The organism is Campylobacter concisus (assembly GCF_050447485.1).
GTDB classification, from domain to species: domain Bacteria; phylum Campylobacterota; class Campylobacteria; order Campylobacterales; family Campylobacteraceae; genus Campylobacter_A; species Campylobacter_A concisus_BQ.
The window spans coordinates 424,119-444,020 of record NZ_JALMFY010000001.1 but is presented as its reverse complement, the minus strand read 5'-3'; the positions used below and the strand labels follow the sequence as shown (position 1 = coordinate 444,020).

Sequence of the window (19,902 nt, the reverse complement as noted above, 5' to 3'; positions counted from 1 at the left end):
TATAAAATAACTTAAGGAGCTTTAATGGCTGACATAACAGAAAATTTAACAGCACAGATGCAAGAGACACTTGAAAAAGGCGTTAGCTTAGCGATCTTTTCTAAAAATCCACAAGTTGTGCCACTTCACGTCTTTTGGGCTTTGCTCGCTGATAGCAATTCTATTTTAAATCAAGTATTTAATAAGATGAACATAAGCAAAGACGCAGTCGAGCTTGAGATAAAAAGCAAGATCTCGTCACTCCCAAGCAGCTCAAATGTCACAAAAGATAACGTTTCAGTTTCAAGAGAGCTTATAAATTCGCTTGAAAATGCAAAAGCTTTAATGGTAAGCATGGGCGATAGCTACATAGCTGTTGATACATGGATCATCTCGGCTCTTGAGCTTAGTGAGATCAAACAAATTTTAAGCAAATTTTGCGATATCTTAGAGATCAAAAAGAACCTTGAGAGCATAAGAGGTGGTAAAAAGATAGATAGCCAAACCGGCGATGATACCCTTGATAGCCTAGAGAAATTTGGTATCGATCTAACGCAAAAAGCGCTAAATAAAGAGCTTGATCCAGTCATCGGCCGTGATGAAGAGATCACTAGGATGATGCAAATTTTAATAAGAAAGAGCAAAAATAACCCTATCTTGCTTGGCGAGCCAGGTGTTGGTAAAACAGCTATCGTTGAGGGGCTAGCTCAAAAGATAGTTGCTCGCGATGTGCCAACAAGCCTTGCAAACAAGCGTGTCATCGCGCTTGATATGAGTGCAGTCGTAGCTGGTGCAAAGTATAGAGGCGAGTTTGAAGATAGGCTAAAAGCTGTCATTGACGAGGTCAAAAAAGCTGGCAATATCATACTTTTTATAGATGAAATTCACACCATAGTTGGAGCTGGTGCGAGCGAGGGCGGAATGGACGCTGCAAATATCCTAAAACCAGCTCTTGCGCGTGGAGAGCTTCACGCTGTTGGTGCGACAACATTAAAAGAGTATAGAAAATACTTTGAAAAAGATGCAGCACTTCAAAGACGTTTTCAGCCAATAGACGTCAAAGAGCCAAGTGTAAATGAGGCGCTTCAAATTTTACGTGGTATAAAAGAGCGTCTTGAAGTTCACCACGGTATCACCATAACAGATAGTGCGCTAGTTGCCGCTGCAAGGCTAAGTGACCGATACATCGCAAACCGCTTCTTGCCAGATAAGGCGATAGACCTTATAGACGAGGCAGCAGCTGAGCTTAAGATGCAAATAGAGAGCGAGCCATACGAGCTTTCAAAGATAAAACGCGAGATCGTAACGCTTCAAGTAGAAAAAGAAGCGCTAAAGATGGAGGATGCGGATAAAAATAAAGAAAGACTTGGCGAGATCGAAAAAGAGATAGCTGACCTAAATGAGAAAAAGCTAGCGCTTGATACTAAATTTGAAAACGAAAAGGCCGTTTTTGGTGGAATTTCAAAAGCTACAAAAGAGATCGATAGCTTAAAATCACAAGCTGAGATAGCAAAAAGAAATGGCGATCTTCAAAAAGCTGCCGAGATAGAATACGGCAAGATAGCGGACGCTAAAAAGCACAAACACGAGCTTGAAGAAAAATGGGAGCACATGAAAAAAGAGGGTGTGCTTCTTAAAAATCAAGTCGATGAAGAGCTTGTAGCTGAAATTTTGAGCAAATGGACTGGAATTTCAGTTAAAAAGATGCTAACAAGCGAAAAAGAGAAATATCTGCGCATCGAAGAGCATCTAAGAGAGAGCGTTGTCGGTCAAGATGACGCACTACACGCACTTGCACGTGCTGTTAAGAGAAATAAGGCTGGGCTAAATGAGGGTCAAAGACCGATTGGTTCATTTTTATTTCTTGGACCAACAGGCGTTGGTAAAACTCAGTCTGCTAAGGCTTTGGCTAAGTTCTTGTTTGACGATGAGAAGGCGCTTATCCGCTTTGATATGAGCGAATATATGGAAAAACATAGCGTGAGCAGGCTTCTTGGTGCGCCTCCAGGATATGTAGGCTACGATGAGGGCGGTCAGCTAACAGAGGCGGTTCGCAGAAGACCTTACTCAGTCATACTTTTTGACGAGGTTGAAAAGGCTCACAAAGACGTATTTAACATACTTCTTGGCATTTTAGATGATGGACGCGCGACTGATAACAAAGGCGTAACGGTTGATTTTAAAAACACGATCATCATTTTAACTTCAAACATCGCTTCAAATTTCATAATGGAGCTAAAGGGCGAAGAGCGTGACGTGGCTGTTAAAAACGAGCTTAAAAACTACTTTAAACCTGAGTTTTTAAATAGACTTGATGATACTATCATCTTTAATCCTCTAAACGAGCAAGGACTAATCTCTATCGTTGAGATCATGTTTAAAGAGCTTGAAAAAACTCTTCACAACCGCGGTATCAAGGCAGTTTTAAGCGAAGAGGCTAAGAAATTTATCGCAAAAGCTGGCTTTGACATAGTCTATGGCGCAAGACCTCTTAGAAGAGCGCTTTATGAGCTAGTTGAAGATAAGATCGCTGATATGATTTTAAAAGATGAGCTTGAAAGTGGCGATGAGATCACCATTGATAGCAACGGCGAGAAGATCATCATTAAGAAAAAATAACTTCAAATTTACTTGGCAGGTTGGATCAACTTGCCAAACCTACTATAAATTTAACTAATATCCTTATTTGACCTGTAATAAAATATAAAAAATAGCACGCAAAGCATCGCTACAAAGGCAAAAACTATCAATGTGCCATCTTTAAATGAGCTTAGAAACATGCCGTTTGTATTCATACCAAAAAAGCCAGTGATGAAATTTATCGGTAAAAATAACGCCGAAAGTAGCGTTAAAAGGTAGATATTTTTGTTTATCTTGTCGTTTTTGTCGCTTTGTATAAATGTATAGATATCTTCGACCCTGAGCGAGTACTCGCCGATCATGCTCTTTAGCACGCCGCACTTATGTATGCTGTTTTTTAGCTCCTTTTTTAGCTCATTTTGCTCAGCTGCACAAATTTGCAAAGCCTCATAAATTCTAGAAATTCTACTCTCAAATTGCCTGATCTCATATCTTAAAACGTGATATTTTTTGGCAAAATTTGCCACCTTTGCGCTGCCTGTGTAAATTTGCTCGTAGTTTTCAAGCTCGCTTTCGTGCTCTAAGATTTTATTTAAAAAGTGATCGAGCAACTTTTTTATCGTCTCTAAAAACTCATTTTTATCACAAGGCGAGTTTAGCTCTTCTTTAAAAATTTGCCCATTTTTAAAGAGAAATTTCTGCGAATTAGCACCAAAATTTAAGACTATATAGTCAAATTCTTCGCCGTAAAAATATCCACTAAGACTAGCACTCATTATTTACCCTTTTTGTGTAGAAATTTCGCTTAAATTTAGCAAATTCGCCGACCTCTATCGCCTCTCTCATCTCTTTCATTAAATTTAGATAGTAGTGCAGGTTGTGAAGGCTTGCTAGTCTAAAAAATGTTAGCTCTCTAGCCTTAAAAAGGTGGTTTAGATAGCCTCTTGAGTAGCGCTTGCAGGTGTAGCACTGACAAGCTGGGTCTATCGGCGCGTGGTCGTTTATAAATTTGGCTGATTTTATATTTATCTTACCAAAGCTAGTAAATAGCGTGCCATTTCTTGCGTTTCTAGTTGGCATGACGCAGTCAAACATATCAACGCCTCGCTCCACGTTTTCTACAAGATCTTCAGGCGTGCCAACGCCCATTAGATAGCGAGGTCTAAGCTCATCCATAAATGGCATAACCGCCTCAACCGTGTCATACATCGCCTCATTGCTTTCGCCAACACTTAGCCCTCCTATGGCAAGGCCGTCAAATGGCATCTCGTTTAGCGCCTGCGCGCAAAATTTACGTGCCTCATAGTCGGTGCCGCCTTGAACGATGCCAAAGATATTTTGCTGCAGGCCAACGCCCTTGCTTTGCATAAATTTGTGGTAATCAATCGCCTCTTTTGCCCATTTTATCGTTCGCTTTATGCTTAGATCTATCCTTTTTTGCTCAGCAGGCAAGGCGACTAGATCATCAAGTATCATCATTATGTCGCTGCCCAGGTCATACTGTGTGTCAAGGACGGATCTTGGCGTGAAGTAGTGCGTGCTGCCGTCGATGTGGCTTTTAAATTTTATCCCGCCATCGTCGTTTTTGGTGTTTGACCTAAGCGAAAATGCCTGAAATCCGCCGCTATCAGTTAAAAACGAGCGATCAAATTTAGAAAATCCATGAAGTCCGCCAAACTCACGCACGACCTTGCTACCAGGGCGCAGATACATGTGGTAGGTGTTTGCTAAAATTATCTTTGCGTCTAAAATTTCACTCATATCAAAGGCATCTAAGCTTTTAACTGCGCCAACCGTGCCAACTGGCATGAAAACTGGCGTTTGTATCACGCTGTGAGCGGTTGTTAGGACGCCGCGCCTTGCGTTGCCATCTTTTTTTATAACTTCAAATTTCATCTAAGTCCTTAAAATTTTTGATTTTTTATTTTAACAAAATTTATAATATAATCCAGAAAATTTAAGGCAAAGGAACTTTTTGCAAAAAAGAAATGATATCGTTTTTACCGAAGCAAACGGCACTGCGACCATAAAATTTGCAGGTGAGTTTAGCTACAAAGAGGCAAAAAATTTACAAAGTATTTTTAAAAAAATCCAAAAGCTTAACGGCAATATTAAATTTGACTTTAGTGAGTTAAAGAGCATTGATTACGCTGTTTTGATCCTTTTAAAAAACACGCTAAATGGCAAGAAATTTGAGATCATCACAAACGACGAGAAGATAAAGGCGATGGGCGATCTTTTAAATGACGAAAAGATCGACTTTAGATATATGCCACCGCACAATAGCCTAAATTTTTTCTCACGCCTCGGTGAGAAAATTTGCGAGGGATTTGTAAATTTAGTTGAGTTTGGCTCGTTTTTGGGCGAGTTTTTGATAAAAAGCGTGAGGATTTTATTTAATCCTGCAAATTTAAGGTTTAGAGAATTTAGCAACTACATAAAAGATGGCGGTGTAAATGCCGTTTTCATCGTTTCGCTCACCGCTTTTTTGATAGGCGTCGTGCTTGCATATCTTGGTAGTGCGATGCTTGCAAGCTTTGGGGCAAGTATATTTATAGTCGAGATCATGGGCATGCTAACGCTTAGAGAGGTGGCACCGCTCATCGCTGCTATCGTTGTGGCAGGCAGGTCGGCCTCCAGCTTTACTGCACAAATTGGTGCTATGAAGCTAACTGAGGAGATAGACGCGATGAAGACGATGGGCTTTGAACCTTTTAACTTCTTGGTGCTGCCGCGCATCATCGCCATGGTGCTTTGTGTGCCTGTCATCATCTTTATAGCTGATGGCATAAGCATTTTAGGGCAGATGATCATTTGCCAAACGATACTTGATATCAGCTTTAGCGACTATCTCAATAGATTTCGTGAGATGGTTGAGCTTAGGCACTTTGCTGTTGGCATGATAAAGGCTCCATTTTTTGGCGCGGTGATAGCGATCATTGGCTGCATGAGGGGATTTGGTGTTAGTCAAAACGCCCAAAGCCTTGGAGCGATGACAACCGTTAGCGTTGTAAATGCGATATTTTGGGTCATTGCGCTTGATGCATTTTTCGCGATAATTTTTATGTGGCTAAAGATATGAACGAGATAATAGTTGGAAAAAACATAACGACAAGTTATGGTGACAAGATAATGCACGATAATGTGAGCTGGAGCGTCAAAGAGGCTGAAATTTACGGCTTTTTAGGCGGCAGTGGCACTGGTAAAACGACGCTAATGAAGACGATGATATATCTAAAAAAGCCAAATAAGGGCGATATAACGTTTGACGGCGTCAATATGTGGAAAAGTAGCCAACAAGAACAGCAAGAGATAAAGCTAAAAAGTGGGACGATGTTTCAGTTTGGAGCGCTTTATAGCTCGATGACGATCCTTGATAATGTGGGTGTTTTGCTTCATGAGTACTCTAAATTTAACAAGCGCCAGATCGATGAGATAGCGATGTTTTGGATACAAAAAGTTGGGCTTAAAAAAGAGGTCTCGATGTTATATCCAAGCGAGCTAAGTGGCGGTATGAAAAAGCGTGCTGCACTCGCAAGAGCCTTGGTGCTAAGTCCAAGGGTGCTATTTTTAGATGAGCCAAACAGCGGCCTTGATCCAGTTAGCTCGCGCCAGATGGATGCGCTCATAAAAGAGCTTCGTGATAGCATCGGCGTAACTGTCGTCATGGTGACGCATGATGCGGATAGCATTTTTGATATTTTGGATAGATTTTTGATAATAGATAACAAAAAGATAGCCTTTGAGGGAGATATAAAAGAGCTTGAGCATCTTGAAAACAACCCGCTTGAAGAGCTATTTAAAATGAGGAAAAAATAGATGGAAAATAGAAATTCTTATACTATTGTCGGCATGTTTTTCATAGCCTGCCTTACAGCATTTGCCATATTTATCTGGTGGATGACTAGCAAAAATAACACAAAGGTTGATTTTAAAGAGTATTACATCCACACAAGCGAGCTGCCAAGCGGATTAAAGGTTGATTCTACGGTTAAATTTATCGGCGTGCCAGCAGGAAGCGTTAGTGATATAAATTTTGTCGATGACAAAAACGCTCTTATAAACATCACAATGAAGATAAGAGAAGACCTACCTATAAAGGCTGATAGCGTGGCAAGTATTGAAGTTCAGGCTATTAGTGGCGTGGCTAGTATCAATATAAGCCGAGGCACGAAGGATTTTAAGCCAGGCGATAAGCCTATTTTAAAGCTTGAAGAGAGCCTTCTTTCAAAGCTTGGAAATAACGCTGAAAACATCACTTTAAAGATAAATCAAACCCTTGATAAGGTTGATGGCTTTTTCTCAGCTGAAAATATCTCTCACATCGAATCAATCCTAAGAAATATCGATAAATTTACTCAGGTTTTAACCGATGAAAATGGTCTAAGCGAGGTTGATAGCATCGTTAAAAATGTAAAAAATTTCACCGACAGCCTAAACAAAACCGACACAAAAGAGCTTGCTAAAAATTTAAACACTCTAATTGCAAGTGCAAATTCAGTTTTCAAATCAGCAAATTCGGCTGTCACTGGATATAGCTCGCTTCAAGATATCCTCACTCAAAAGGTAAAAAACGGCGAGTATGACCTTAGAAATACGGTCTCTCCGCTTCTTAGAGAGGCTAGCGAGTTTTTAAATGGATTTGATAAGACGCTACGTGAGTTTAGAGGCGCGCTTCAAAGACTTGAGGACAATCCTTACGAGTTTTTCTTCACAAATCCAGTGCCAAATGACAAAGGAGATAAAAAATGAGAAATTTAATCTTTCTAGCGGCTGCATTTTTATTTTTTGGCTGCTCGCTAAAGACCGACGTGCCAATGGCAACTATGTATGAAATTCACTACTCAAACAAGGAGTGCTCGGCTGAAAACAAGCAAAAAGAGCTAAAAAATGTCTTCATAGAAAACGTAAGCGCCCTTGATATGGTCGATACCAGAAAGATACTAATCGTCGCTGAAAACAATAAGATAAGATATTTGACAGACGCCAAATTTGTCTCTGAGCCAAGCGAAATGATCTATAAGTCGCTTGTAAAAGGACTTTACTCAAACTGCGCTGCAAAGCCGATATTTTCGCCAAATGCAAAGGATCTTAGGCTAAAAGTTAGCATCATCTCACTTCAAATAAGAGGCGATAAGGCCGAAGTTTCGCTAGCGTATGAGTTGTTTAACGCAAACACTTCGCTAAAATCAGGCATGATCACAAAAGAAATTTTCTGCCCAGATCCAAGCTCAAGCACCATTTTTGAGACGATAAACAAGGCTGCAAATTCAGCTATCGATACTTTAATCTCTGAAATAATCTACTAAATTTCTCTTAAATTTTTTTGGCTGTGAAAGCTTAAATTTACAGCCAAAAATAGCTTATTTTAAAGACCTTTTGTTATAATGCGGCTTTAAAATACGGAGAATTAATGAAGAAAATTTTAATAATCGCTGGTGGAGCTTTTGCAAGAAATTTTTTAGATAGACTTCTTGGAGCAAAGTCAAATTTACACCACTACATCGTTGTTTCAAACGAAGATCACAGCCAAAAGGCAAATTACGAAAATTTCACATTTTATCAGTTTGATCCAACCAGTCTTTCAAAGCTAAAGAGCATAAGTGATGGCTATTTTAGCCAGTTTTGTATCGTGAGTGAGAACAAAAATGAAGCGGTTGCCGTTTATGAAAATTTAAGACAGATCAGCACAAAGACTGAGACCATTTTTATGAACTCGTGGGAGCTTGATGAAAAGTGCAAGGAGACTTTTGCAAGCGATAAGCACCTAAGCGTGGTTGATATAAGAGATATCGCAGCTTCTAGGCTTATGGACTATCTGCCAGACATGCCTGTATATGCTGATAATATCGGCTTTAGTGAGGGCGAGATCATGGAGGTTAAGGTGCCTATTGGCAGCTCATATATGTATCGTCACGTAAGCTCGATCGCTCAAAAAAGATGGCGGATAGCGCTTATTTACAGGGGTGCTGAGATCATCTTGCCAAAGCCAAACACAATGATCCAGCCAAGCGATATCTTGCTAATCGTTGGCGATCCAAACGTGCTTCAAAACGTTTACCGCTCGATAAAACGCGAAAGCGGGCAGTTTCCAAGTCCGTTTGGCAGCAACATCTACACGCTAATAGATATGAAGTCGATGAGTAAAGAGCGAGTTAGCAAGCTCATCGAAGATAGCCTATATGTGCACTCAAAGCTAAATAACAAACGCCTTATCTTTAGGGTGATAAACCCAACTTTAGGCGAAAATTTAGAGACGCTAAAGGCGATAAAAGAGAAAAATATCCTTGTTTTGATGGATTATTTTAATAGTGACAATAAATCGATAAAAGATGACGTTTTAAAACACGATATCGGACTAATCATAAGCGATGATAGATACTTTTTTAAATTTCAAAAGCTATTTTATGAGCTTAAAATCCCAGTGCTAAAAACGGGTAAAATTTTGCTCTCAAAGATAAAAGAGGGCGTGATACTGGGCGATCAAAGCCAAGAGGTCGAAAATCAATCAGCTGTCATCACAGACTGCTGCGCGCAGCTTGATTTGGAGATGAGATTTTACTATTTTGATAACAAGCATAGCGACGATGAAGCGCTAAAAGAGCACTTTGAGAGCATTAGCACGCTCTTTTCAAAGCGCATAAAGATAGAAAATCACAGCCTCAAAAACCCGCTAGTGAAGCTAAAAGGCACAAATGATCTGCTTCATTTTGTGATGTTTACTAAAAACGTGGCAAATGGCAGCGCTTTTGCCTTTTTATCGACAAATTTAAATAGACTTTATAAAAAACTAAGCCAAAACGCACAGCTTTTTGTGCCAGTAAGTGAGTAGAAAATGCAGATAAATTTAAACCTTAAGGAAAAGGCGTCAAGCTATAAAATTTATATAAATGAGCTTGAGAGATTAGAGCTAAAGGGCAAGGTTGGCATCGTCACAAACGCCAAAGTGGCGGGGCTTCACCTTGAAAAGCTACTTAGCGTTTTAAAGTGCGATGAGAAATTTATCATAAGCGTGCCAGACGGCGAGGAGTATAAAAACCTTGAGACGATAGGGCAAATTTTAGAGCAGCTTTTTGTTAGTAAATTTGACCGCGCATCTACGCTCATAGCCCTTGGTGGTGGCGTAATCAGCGATATGACCGGCTTTGCGGCAAGCATATATGAAAGAGGGATAAGCTTCATTAATATCCCAACCACGCTTCTAGCACAAGTCGATGCAAGTGTGGGCGGAAAAACTGGGGTAAATAACAAATTTGGCAAAAATTTAATTGGCTCATTTTATCAGCCAAAGGCAGTTTTTTGCGAGATAAATTTCTTAAAAACATTGCCAAAGAGAGAATTTGCAGCTGGCGTGGCTGAAGCCTTGAAAATGGCGATAACCTTTGATAAAGAGATGTTTAGCTGGCTAAAGAGCGTAAATTTAGACGATGAAAATTTAGCAAAGCTAGTTGAAAAGTCGATAAATTTAAAGGCTAGAGTGGTCGAGCAAGATGAAAAAGAAAAGGGGCTAAGAGCCATCCTAAACTACGGTCACACCTTTGCTCATGTCATCGAAAATGAGACAAATTACAAGGAATTTTTACACGGCGAAGCGGTGGCGATAGGTATGAATATGGCAAATCGCCTAAGCGTTAGACTAGGTCTCATGAGTGAGGTGCAGGCAAAAGAGATCAAGCAGGTTTTAGTGAAGTTTGATCTGCCTGTAAGCTATAAAATAGAAAATGAATATGCATTTTACGAGGCGTTTTTTATGGATAAAAAGACAAAAGGTGATAAGATAAATTTCATCATTGCAGATAAAATCGGCAGTGCGTTCATCAAAAATGACGTCAAAAAAGAGGACGTTTTAGAAACTTTGAGAGAATTTAAATGAAAAAGATCCTAGTTTTTCTACTTTTTTGTTTTGCGCTTTACGCTGAAGAAAACGCTACACTTGAGCAAAATGTCTCACAAAATTTACAAAATAGCGAGCTTATAAAAGAAATTTCAAACTTAGATAACTCCCTAAAAAACAACATCTGGATCACGAGATACGCTAACTACAACACCTATCAAAAGCTTCTTGATGAGCTAGAGCAAAATGAAAATGAGCTTAAAAAGCTTGATAAAGGCTCAAAAAGAGGTGGCGATCTCATAAAGAGAAGTCAAACTCTAAAAGAGCAGATAAATTTGCTAAAAGAGTATGAGAAAACGCCATTTTCAAATATGCTAGCAGCCCCAGAAATGGAGACACCACCTAGGATAAATAGCCCAGTGGCGCTGGTATCTGGCTTTTCATACATCAAAAAGATAAGAAGCGACAAGATCGAATACCAAAGACACATCAAAGAGCTTGACACCTTGCTTGAAAAGCTTGAAGCAAAAGAAAATTTACTAAATAGACTAAATTTGATAGATGATAGCGAGCAAAATAGAGCAAGTCTAAACCTTGTAAAACAAGAGATAGGCGACTTCAAAGCGGCAAAACAGATCGCTGATACCACTTATAGCGTCTATGAAAAAAGGGCTGATGAGGCGATAAATTTGACGACCTCTGACATCAAGGCTCAGTTTTTAAGCATGGGCTACACAGCCATCGTCATCCTTTTAACGATCGGACTAACATTTATCGCTAAATTTATCGTTAAAAGAACGATCACGGATAACGAGAGATTTTACACGGTCAATAAATTTTTAAACGTGCTAAACATCACCGTTATCATCATAATCCTACTCTTTTCATACATCGAAAACGTCACATATCTAGTCACCGTGCTAGGTTTTGCCTCAGCTGGTATCGCCATCGCGATGAAAGATATGTTTATGAGTATGCTTGGCTGGATGGTTATCATGTTTGGTGGTACGATCCACGTGGGAGACCGCGTCAGGGTCTATCACGACGGGAGCGAATTTGTGGGCGATGTGATAGACATTTCACTGCTTCGCCTAACCGTTTTTGAAGACGTTAGCTACTCAACTTATAAGACAAACCGCCGTGCAGGTAGGATCATCTTTGTGCCAAATAACTACATCTTTACAGACCTCATCGCAAACTACTCGCACTACGGCATGAAGACAGTTTGGGACGGCATAGATGTCGTGATAAGCTTTGATAGCAATCACAAAAAGGCAGCCTATCTAGCAAAAAATATCGTTAAAAAATATTCAAAAGGCTATACAGACATCGCAAAACGCCAGATGAATAAGCTAAGAAGCCAGTACAGCATCAAAAATCCAAATGTAGAGCCAAGAATTTATACATTTTTTGAGCCTTACGGCATCAATATCTCATGCTGGTATATGTCTAACTCATACGCCACGCTCGCTCTAAGAAGCACGATAAGCGCTGAGATCATAGAGGCATTTTTAGCTCACGATGATATAAAGATAGCCTATCCAACACAAACTATGTTTATAGGCAAGAAAGAAACGCCAAGCGATCATGTAGCTCACGCTGAGCAAGAGGGCGAAAATATCTAATGCAAAAGATATTTTTTAAGACATTTGGATGCCGCACAAACATCTATGACACCGAGCTTTTAAAGAGCTACATCAAAGACTACGAGATCACAAACGACGAGGAGGTCGCTGATATCGTCGTGATAAACTCATGCACCGTGACAAATTCGGCTGATAGTGGCGTTAGAAACTATATAAACGGCGTAAAAAGACGCGGGGCAAAGGTCATACTAACAGGATGTGGCGCAGTTAGCAAAGGCAAAGAGCTGTTTAATAGCGGCATTTTTGGCGTGCTGGGAGCTAGTAAAAAGAGCGATCTAAACGAGCTTTTAAAACAAGAAAAGCCTTTTTTTGAGCTTGGAAATTTAAACTCAGTCGATAAAAACATCGTCACAAACTACGAAAATCACACAAAGGCCTTTATAAAGATACAAGAGGGCTGCAACTTTAACTGCAGCTACTGCATCATCCCATCAGTGCGTGGCAGAGCTAGGAGCATGGACGAGGCGATGATCTTAAAAGAAGCTAGAATTTTAGCTCAAAATGGCTATAATGAGCTTGTTTTAACTGGCACAAACATAGGCAGTTACGGCAAAGATACAAATAGCTCTCTTGGCAAATTGCTAGCAAATTTAGGCAAAATTTCAGGCATCAGACGCATAAGACTTGGCAGTATCGAGCCAAGCCAGATAGATGAGAGCTTTAGAGAAATTTTAAAAGAGGAGTGGCTGGAGCGCCATCTACACATCGCACTTCAGCACACGAGCGAGGCGATGCTAAAGATCATGCGCAGGCGAAACAACGCATTTAGCGACTTAGAGCTTTTTAATGAACTAAGCTCACTTGGCTTTGCTTTGGGGACTGACTATATCGTGGGTCATCCAGGGGAAAGTGAGGAAATTTGGGCAGAAGCGGTGGAAAATTTCAAGAAATTTCCTATCACGCATTTGCATGCTTTTGTCTATTCGCCAAGGCGTGATACGCACTCAGCGACGCTAAAAAGCGACGTTAGCGGCGACGTGGCAAAGAGTAGGCTCAAAATTTTACAAGGCATTGCTTTGCAAAATAATGAAAATTTTAGAAAAAAATACAACGTGGCTTTAAAAATTTTAGTCGAGCAAAAAAATGGCGACTTTTACGAGGGCTTTGACCAGTTTTATAACAAAGCTAAAATTTCTAGTCAAAACGACATAACAAAAGAGTGGTTGGAGGTAAGCGAATATGAAATTAAGCCAGATGCCAATTATGCAAAAATTTAAATTTAACAAGAAAAATATCCTAGTGATAGCCGCTGCGGCTTTGATACTAGCGCTACTTTTTGCTGTGAGCAAAGAGCCACGAAACATCACCTACTCGCAATATATGCAACTAATGGATGGAAATTTCATCGATAAAGCGGTCATCGACGAAGACGAGGTCATCCTCTATGCGCAAAATAACCGCTTTGCCATCATAAAAGAGGGCATAGACATAAAAGAGCTCATCAAAAAGGTCCCAGTCGAGCGAAGCGTGCAGTATATCACGCCTGGCATGGTCTGGGGAAGCATCATCTTTGTTTGTCTTGTGCTTTGGTACTCCTATATTTTTAGGGCTATTAAGAAAAAAGAGGAGAGCCTTTTAAACAAAAAAGACGGCGCTTTTGAGATAGAAAACGTGCTAAACCAAAATGCGATGCCAGTCATCTCAAACGTGAGATTTAGCGATGTGGCAGGTATTAGCGAGGTCAAAAGCGAGCTTAGTGAGATAGTTGATTTTCTTAAAAATCCGCAAAAATATAGAAATTTTGGTATCAAAATGCCAAAAGGCGTGCTAATGATCGGCCCTCCAGGTGTTGGCAAGACACTTGTGGCAAAGGCGGTTGCAGGTGAAGCTAATGTGCCGTTTTTTTACCAAAATGGCGCAAGTTTTGTTCAAATTTACGTCGGCATGGGTGCAAAAAGAGTTAGAGAGCTATTTAGCAGAGCCAAATCTTACGCACCTTCAATCATCTTTATCGACGAGATAGACGCCGTTGGCAAGAGCAGGGGCGGCACTAGAAACGACGAGCGAGAAGCCACGCTAAATCAGCTACTAACCGAGATGGACGGCTTTGAAGATAACTCAGGCGTCATCGTCATAGCTGCAACAAATAGGATCGAGATGATCGACGAGGCACTACTTAGATCGGGCCGCTTTGATAGGCGTATATTTTTATCAATGCCTGATTTTAACGACAGGGTAGCGATCCTAAACACATATCTAAAAGATAAAAACTGCGAAGTGCCAGCCGAGGATATCGCTAGGATGAGTGTTGGCTTTTCTGGTGCAGCGCTTAGCACGCTTGTAAATGAAGCCGCGATAAATGCTCTAAGAAACGGCGAGAGCGTGCTTAGGATGAGGGACTTTGAAGCTGTTTTAAACAAGGTTTTGCTCGGCAAGAAAAAGGTGCTAAGCTACAGCGAGAGCGAGAAGAAAATTCAAGCCATCTATCAAGGCGCAAAGGCGCTAAGTGCTTACTGGTTTGATGTGAAATTTGAAAAAATTTCGCTCATAGAAGACCGCTTTATGGCGACTGAGCAAGAGATCGAGTCAAAGTCTCAGATGCTTTCGCGCATAAAGGTGCTTATCTCTGGCATGTGCAAGCTTGAGATAGATGAGAATGACATCTTTTCAAACTCAAGCAACGATCTAAATTTAGCAAAAGAGATCGCCTCAAAGATGGTTTATGAATACGGCATGGGAAATTCTTTCGTGCCAAATCCAAACGATGTGGAAGAAATTTTAAAACAGGCAAAAGAGGAGATAATCTCCTTTTTAAAGGGCACAAACGAGCAGATCGCAAGGATAAGCTCATATCTACTTGCTTATGAGAGCGTAGATAAAGAGACGCTTGCTAAAATTTTAAATGAAAACTACTAATAAAGGAGAAAAAATGAAAGCAAAAATAGGAATTCTAACTATGTCCGATCGCGCAAGCGAGGGCACATACGAGGACAAATCAGGTCCAGCGATCAAAGAGGTACTTGACGGCTGGATAGTAAGCGAGAGAGAGTATTTTTACGAGGTGATCCCAGATGAGCTTGATCTCATAAAAGAGAGGCTCGTGCACATGATAGACGTGCTAGGATGCGACCTTGTGCTAACGACTGGAGGCACAGGACCAGCAGTGAGAGATGTCACTCCAGAGGCTACTGAGGCAGTTTGCGAGAAGATGATGCCAGGTTTTGGCGAGCTAATGAGAGCTGCAAGCTTGCAATACGTCCCAACAGCGATCCTATCACGCCAAACAGCAGGCATCAGAGGTCACGCGCTCATCATAAATTTACCAGGTCAGCCAAAAGCGATAAAAGAGTGCTTAGAACCTGTATTTCCAGCGGTGCCATACTGCATAGACCTGATCGAGGGTGCATTTATCGAGACCGATGAAAACGTGATGAAAGTCTTTCGTCCAAAACAAAAGAAAATTTCATAAACAAAATTTGTAACCACTGAAATTTATAGCCACCACTTTTATGAAGGGGTGGTTTATATACTGTTACCTCTTTAAATTTGATGCTTTTTAGCTGCTATTTTTATGTTTGCTTTCGTATGCATTTTTTAACTAGTTTTTAGTTTGCTATTTGTCTCGATTTAAATTTTAATGAAATACACAGTGCTTGTGTCATATTTTGCGATTAAAGCTAGAGTGATGAAAAATTTGCAAAGCATGGCGCTAAAGATTTCTTGCATAGTGATTATTGGTGAATTAAATTTTTAAAATAGCTTTGACTTAAGTGCCCTTAAAACTAAAAACATCACAGGGCTATTATGTTTTAGTTTTTTAATGTACAACCTCTTGTATTAGAAAATATAGATAAAACATTTGAATTTTTAACCAAAGGGCTTAAATTTATTGTTTTTTATCTTTGATATCTATTTATATAGATATTTGTCTCTTATTTTGTAAAGCAAGCTAGCAACATTTTATAAAAGATTTTATAGCTAAATTTGCATTATTTTAAATAAATACTATACAAACTAGTATTTTTAATAATAAAAATTAAATTTATATTTTTATTTTATTTAAAAATTGTCATATATGTCTAAAATTTTATAAAAAACTTGATAGTATTACTATCAATGTTAAGAGTGTTTTTATCACTTTGTGTTATAATCTGCCAAAAAATTTAAAACAAGGAAAAGAAAATGGCAGATAAATTTGAATTTCAAACCGAGGTCAATGACCTTTTAAATTTAATGATCCACTCTCTTTACTCAAACAAAGAGATATTTTTAAGAGAGCTCATATCAAACTCAAACGACGCGCTTGACAAGCTAAACTACCTATGCTTGACAGATGAAAAGTATAAAAGCTTAAGCTACACTCCAAGGATCGATATCAAAGTAGATGAAAAGGCTAAAATTTTAACCATCAGCGACAACGGTATCGGCATGGATAAAGATGAGCTTATCGCAAATTTAGGCACCATTGCAAGAAGTGGTACAAAGGGCTTTATGCAAAGCTTAAGCGGCGATGCAAAGAAAGATAGCTCGCTGATCGGCCAGTTTGGCGTGGGCTTTTACTCAGCATTTATGGTGGCAAGCAAGATCGAAGTCATAAGCAAACGTGCACTAAGTGACAAAGCCTATAAATGGACATCTGACGCGAAAAGCTACGAGATCGAAGAGGCTAGCAAAGATGGCTTTGGCACGGATATAATCCTGCATTTAAACGACGATGAGTTTGCAAATTCTTGGCGCATAGAGGAGATAGTCAAAAAGTATTCAAACCACATCCCTTATCCTATATTTATGGATAAAGAGAGCTACGTCGCACCAAAAGAAGGCGAAAAAGAAGGCACATACGAGAGCAAAAACGAGCAGATAAACAAGGCAAATGCGCTTTGGAGACTAAGCAAATCAAGCCTCAAAGAGCAAGACTACAATGACTTTTATAAGCAAATTTCACATGACAGCAGCGACCCGCTACTTTATATCCACACAAAGGCTGAGGGCAAGATCGAGTACTCGACGCTATTTTATGTGCCAAGCACTGAGCCGTTTGATCTATTTAGGGTTGATTATCAAAGTGGCGTGAAGCTCTATGTGAAGAGGGTTTTTATAACTGACGATGCAAAAGAGCTTTTGCCGCCGTATCTAAGATTTATCAAAGGTGTGATCGACGTTGAAGACCTGCCGCTAAACGTTAGCCGTGAAATTTTGCAAGAAAATGCGATCATGAGAAGCGTTAAAGAGCAAAGTGTGAAGAAAATTTTAAGTGAGCTTGCAAAAGTAAAAGATAATGACCAAGAAAAATACATAAAATTTTACAAACTATTTGGCAAGGTTTTAAAAGAGGGACTTTATGGCTTTAACGCTGAAAAAGAGCAAATTTTAGATCTTTGTCTATTTAAAAGCTCAAAAAGAGACGGGCTTATCAGCTTAAAAGAGTACAAAGAGGCGATGAAAGAGGATCAAAAGTCGATCTATTATATCAGCGGTAACAACGAAAATATGCTAAGAAATTCGCCGCTTCTTGAGAGCTTTAAGAAAAATGACATCGAAGTGTTAATAATGGATGAAGAGATCGACACGATCGTCATGCCAATGGTAAATGAATTTGACAAAACACCTCTAAAATCAGTCTCACATGCTGATATAAATGACGAGATCAATAGCGATGAGAAGGTCGATGAGAGCAAGGTTGCAAACACTCTTGTTAAGATGAAAGAGATATTAAAAGACGAGGTTAAAGATGTTAGGCTAAGCTCAAGGCTCTCAAGCTCGGCTGCGGTGCTAATATACGACAAAAACGACCCTGATTACGCTATGCAAGAGATGCTAAAACAGATGGGACAAGGCGCAAATGCTCCAAAAGTTAAGCCGATCTTGGAGATAAATGCTGATCATGAAATTTTTGCAAAACTTGAGAAAAACGAGGCGATGGTTTATGATATAGCGCCTTTGCTTCTTGATATGGCAAGGCTAAATGAGGGTATGAGCCTAGAAAATCCAGCTAAATTTTCAGAACTTCTAACAAAAGTGATGATAAAAGCTATATAAAATTTGTAAGCCCAAAGAAATTTGGGCTTTTTAAATTTGTAGTCTAGTAAAAGCTCAAAATAATGCAAGCTAAGCGAAATTTGGCTCCACTATTAGTTTGAATTTTACTTATTTTTGCTCTTTGTATTTTAAAATTTGGGCGTAAATTTCGTCTTTTAGTTTTAATTTTTCTTTTTTCAAGGCATCAAGCTCAGAGGCTTGCGCAGCTTTACTGTCTATTTTTTCATTTAGCTCGTCATGCTTTTTGCAAAGTGCGGCAAAATGAACATCTACTTTTTTCAACTCATTTATGAGATCAGTGTATTCGTGTAACATACGTAGCTCCTGTAAAAAATTTATAAATTCTAACAAGGCTTTGTAAATGTTTGGCTATCTAAATTTAGATCTATAAAAGCTTAGCGGTTAAGCCAAATTTATAACAAAATGCAAAAACTAAACGTATTTTAGCTCTTCTGGCTTGTGCTTGCTCTTTACTAGGCGTTTGGTTAGACGTATGCCATCAACTGTACCGATGACTAAAAGCTTTGTGCCAGTGCCGATTAGAGTATCGCCATTTGGCATAGGGATAAATTTGTTATTTATGTCTCTAATGCCTACCACGTCAGCATTCGTGATATTTCTTAGGTGTGTCTCTTTTAGTCTTTTAAACCTGATCCAAGAGTAATCAGGCACAAGAATTTCTTCTATGTCGATAGGCGAGCTTTTTGTGTATAGAAATTGCTCGAGTAAATTTTCCATATCAGGTCTTACGCTCATGGCGCTTAGACGCTGTGCGACTAGGCGAGATGGGCTTACTACGTTATCAGCGCCAAGTTTTTTTAGCCTTTGCGTATCATCTTCGCTATCTGAGTTTGTGATGATGTGGTAAGGTTTTTTGCGGCCTATCTCTTTTTCATAAAGTCTAACAGAAGCGATAAGTGCGATATTATCAGCGATATTTGGGCTAAGGGTGATTAGTCCTTTTGCGCTTGAAAGATGCGTTTTTAAAAAGGCGATTTGAGTGTGAGGCTGAGCTTTTATGAAGTATGGATACTTGTAAATTTGAGCTATTTCTGCGATATCTTCTCTGTCGTCAACCACTACAAATGGTATGTGATTTTCACGAAACTGAGCGCTAAGCTCGATCGTGTAGAGATTGTGATAACAAATAACGAAGTGATTTTTTAGTCTTGCGATCTTGTAAAGCATGCGCCTTTCCTTTAAAATGCTAATTAATGTGCCTCTTTTTAGAACTTCTACAACGATACCGATTGATAGCGTAAAAATGATGAAGCCAACAAGGATAAATGTTATAGTAAAAATTCGCCCCTTTGGAGTAATGGGTGCAACTTCGGTAAAACCGACTGTCGTGAAGGTCATGCCTGCTTGGTAAAAGGCATCTATGAGAGAGAAGTTATCTATAAAGATATAACCCAGTGTTCCAAAAAGTAACAGTAGTACGACTGAAATTAGTGGAAATCTAAAAGGTTTTAGTTGTTCGTAAAGCTCAGTATCTAGGCTTATTTCTGGTTTTGCGGAGTTTGACCAGTTGAGGAATTTTAAAAGTCTTGAGAGAAAAGACATAAATTCCTCTTCATTTTATCTCTTAGTTTGACTGCTTTTTCATAGTTCTTAGAGTAGAAGCAGCAACTTTTATTCTTCTTGTTGTGCCATCTTCTAGAGTAACACGGATAGTTCTAAGATTTGGTAAAAATCTTCTTTTAGTTTTATTGTTGGCGTGGCTCACGTTGTTGCCTACCATTGGTCCTTTGCCAGTTATCGCACATCTTTTTGACATTTTTTTTCCTTATAAACAAAAATTTCTGCTAATTTTATCTAAACAAAACCAAAGTATTGCTTAAAATGAACATTTATATTTATAAGTTTTGTTGATTTTTTATTTAA

General features: G+C 39.3%; 17 protein-coding genes. 12 read left to right on the top strand and 5 right to left on the bottom strand.

Translation table 11 applies throughout. From position 1 onward, the window contains the following. Nucleotides 1-24 precede the first annotated feature (24 nt). On the top strand, nt 25-2,598 hold the full coding sequence (locus MTT29_RS02260; RefSeq protein ID WP_429799638.1) for an ATP-dependent Clp protease ATP-binding subunit: 2,574 nt from the start codon (nt 25-27) through the stop codon (nt 2,596-2,598). Between the two features lie 50 nt (nt 2,599-2,648). Here the strand turns inward: MTT29_RS02260 and MTT29_RS02255 are convergent, their stop codons facing one another. Both MTT29_RS02255 and tgt read right to left on the bottom strand, forming a co-directional pair. Further along, a complete protein-coding gene (locus MTT29_RS02255) occupies nt 2,649-3,335 on the bottom strand; it encodes a CorA family divalent cation transporter (RefSeq protein ID WP_103601150.1) in 687 nt (228 codons plus the stop codon). Then, the gene (tgt, locus tag MTT29_RS02250) at nt 3,325-4,455 is read right to left on the bottom strand and encodes a tRNA guanosine(34) transglycosylase Tgt (protein ID WP_429799637.1); all 1,131 of its coding nucleotides are present in this window, start codon (nt 4,453-4,455) and stop codon (nt 3,325-3,327) included. Before tgt ends, MTT29_RS02255 begins: the two co-directional genes overlap by 11 nt. Before the next feature lie 79 nt (nt 4,456-4,534). Here tgt and MTT29_RS02245 point away from each other — a divergent pair, with 79 nt between their 5' ends. The 11 genes from MTT29_RS02245 to htpG all read left to right on the top strand — a co-directional run bounded on the left by MTT29_RS02245 (nt 4,535) and on the right by htpG (nt 18,018). Then, on the top strand, nt 4,535-5,641 hold the full coding sequence (locus MTT29_RS02245) for an MlaE family ABC transporter permease (protein ID WP_429799636.1): 1,107 nt from the start codon (nt 4,535-4,537) through the stop codon (nt 5,639-5,641). Next, nucleotides 5,638-6,378 (top strand): ABC transporter ATP-binding protein, encoded by a 741-nt coding sequence (locus MTT29_RS02240; RefSeq protein WP_012001687.1) that lies wholly within the window; start codon nt 5,638-5,640, stop codon nt 6,376-6,378. The genes MTT29_RS02245 and MTT29_RS02240 overlap by 4 nt, the downstream gene beginning before the upstream one ends. Continuing rightward, nucleotides 6,379-7,311 carry an MlaD family protein gene (locus MTT29_RS02235; protein ID WP_103568857.1) on the top strand — a complete coding sequence of 311 codons (933 nt, stop codon included), beginning with the start codon at nt 6,379-6,381 and terminating at the stop codon, nt 7,309-7,311. Further along, nucleotides 7,308-7,868, top strand: a complete 561-nt coding sequence (locus MTT29_RS02230; RefSeq protein WP_002940902.1) for an ABC-type transport auxiliary lipoprotein family protein — start codon at nt 7,308-7,310, stop codon at nt 7,866-7,868. The genes MTT29_RS02235 and MTT29_RS02230 overlap by 4 nt, the downstream gene beginning before the upstream one ends. 104 nt (nt 7,869-7,972) lie before the next feature. Beyond that, nucleotides 7,973-9,391 (top strand): COG3400 family protein, encoded by a 1,419-nt coding sequence (locus MTT29_RS02225; protein ID WP_429799635.1) that lies wholly within the window; start codon nt 7,973-7,975, stop codon nt 9,389-9,391. Between the two features lie 3 nt (nt 9,392-9,394). Further along, the gene (gene aroB / locus MTT29_RS02220; RefSeq protein ID WP_429799634.1) at nt 9,395-10,432 is read left to right on the top strand and encodes a 3-dehydroquinate synthase; all 1,038 of its coding nucleotides are present in this window, start codon (nt 9,395-9,397) and stop codon (nt 10,430-10,432) included. Next, nucleotides 10,429-12,018, top strand: a complete 1,590-nt coding sequence (locus MTT29_RS02215) for a mechanosensitive ion channel domain-containing protein (RefSeq protein WP_103573081.1) — start codon at nt 10,429-10,431, stop codon at nt 12,016-12,018. The genes aroB and MTT29_RS02215 overlap by 4 nt, the downstream gene beginning before the upstream one ends. Further along, entirely contained in the window at nt 12,018-13,256 is a 1,239-nt protein-coding gene (mtaB, locus tag MTT29_RS02210) for a tRNA (N(6)-L-threonylcarbamoyladenosine(37)-C(2))-methylthiotransferase MtaB (protein WP_429799633.1), read from the top strand. The genes MTT29_RS02215 and mtaB overlap by 1 nt, the downstream gene beginning before the upstream one ends. Then, nucleotides 13,243-14,895, top strand: coding sequence for an ATP-dependent metallopeptidase FtsH/Yme1/Tma family protein (locus MTT29_RS02205; protein ID WP_429800444.1), 1,653 nt, complete (start codon nt 13,243-13,245; stop codon nt 14,893-14,895). The genes mtaB and MTT29_RS02205 overlap by 14 nt, the downstream gene beginning before the upstream one ends. Before the next feature lie 13 nt (nt 14,896-14,908). Next, entirely contained in the window at nt 14,909-15,448 is a 540-nt protein-coding gene (mog, locus tag MTT29_RS02200; protein ID WP_002940911.1) for a molybdopterin adenylyltransferase, read from the top strand. Nucleotides 15,449-16,161: 713 nt separating this feature from the next. Further along, entirely contained in the window at nt 16,162-18,018 is a 1,857-nt protein-coding gene (gene htpG, locus MTT29_RS02195; protein ID WP_429799632.1) for a molecular chaperone HtpG, read from the top strand. A 108-nt stretch (nt 18,019-18,126) separates the two neighbouring features. Here the strand turns inward: htpG and MTT29_RS02190 are convergent, their stop codons facing one another. The 3 genes from MTT29_RS02190 to rpmB form a co-directional block, all read right to left on the bottom strand. After that, nucleotides 18,127-18,333, bottom strand: coding sequence for a DUF465 domain-containing protein (locus MTT29_RS02190; protein WP_002942218.1), 207 nt, complete (start codon nt 18,331-18,333; stop codon nt 18,127-18,129). A gap of 117 nt (nt 18,334-18,450) precedes the next feature. Beyond that, nucleotides 18,451-19,581: a potassium channel family protein gene (locus tag MTT29_RS02185; RefSeq protein WP_012001697.1), complete on the bottom strand. Its 1,131-nt coding sequence runs from the start codon at nt 19,579-19,581 to the stop codon at nt 18,451-18,453. Between the two features lie 22 nt (nt 19,582-19,603). Further along, nucleotides 19,604-19,795 carry a 50S ribosomal protein L28 gene (gene rpmB, locus MTT29_RS02180; protein WP_002942221.1) on the bottom strand — a complete coding sequence of 64 codons (192 nt, stop codon included), beginning with the start codon at nt 19,793-19,795 and terminating at the stop codon, nt 19,604-19,606. Nucleotides 19,796-19,902: the final 107 nt, after the last annotated feature.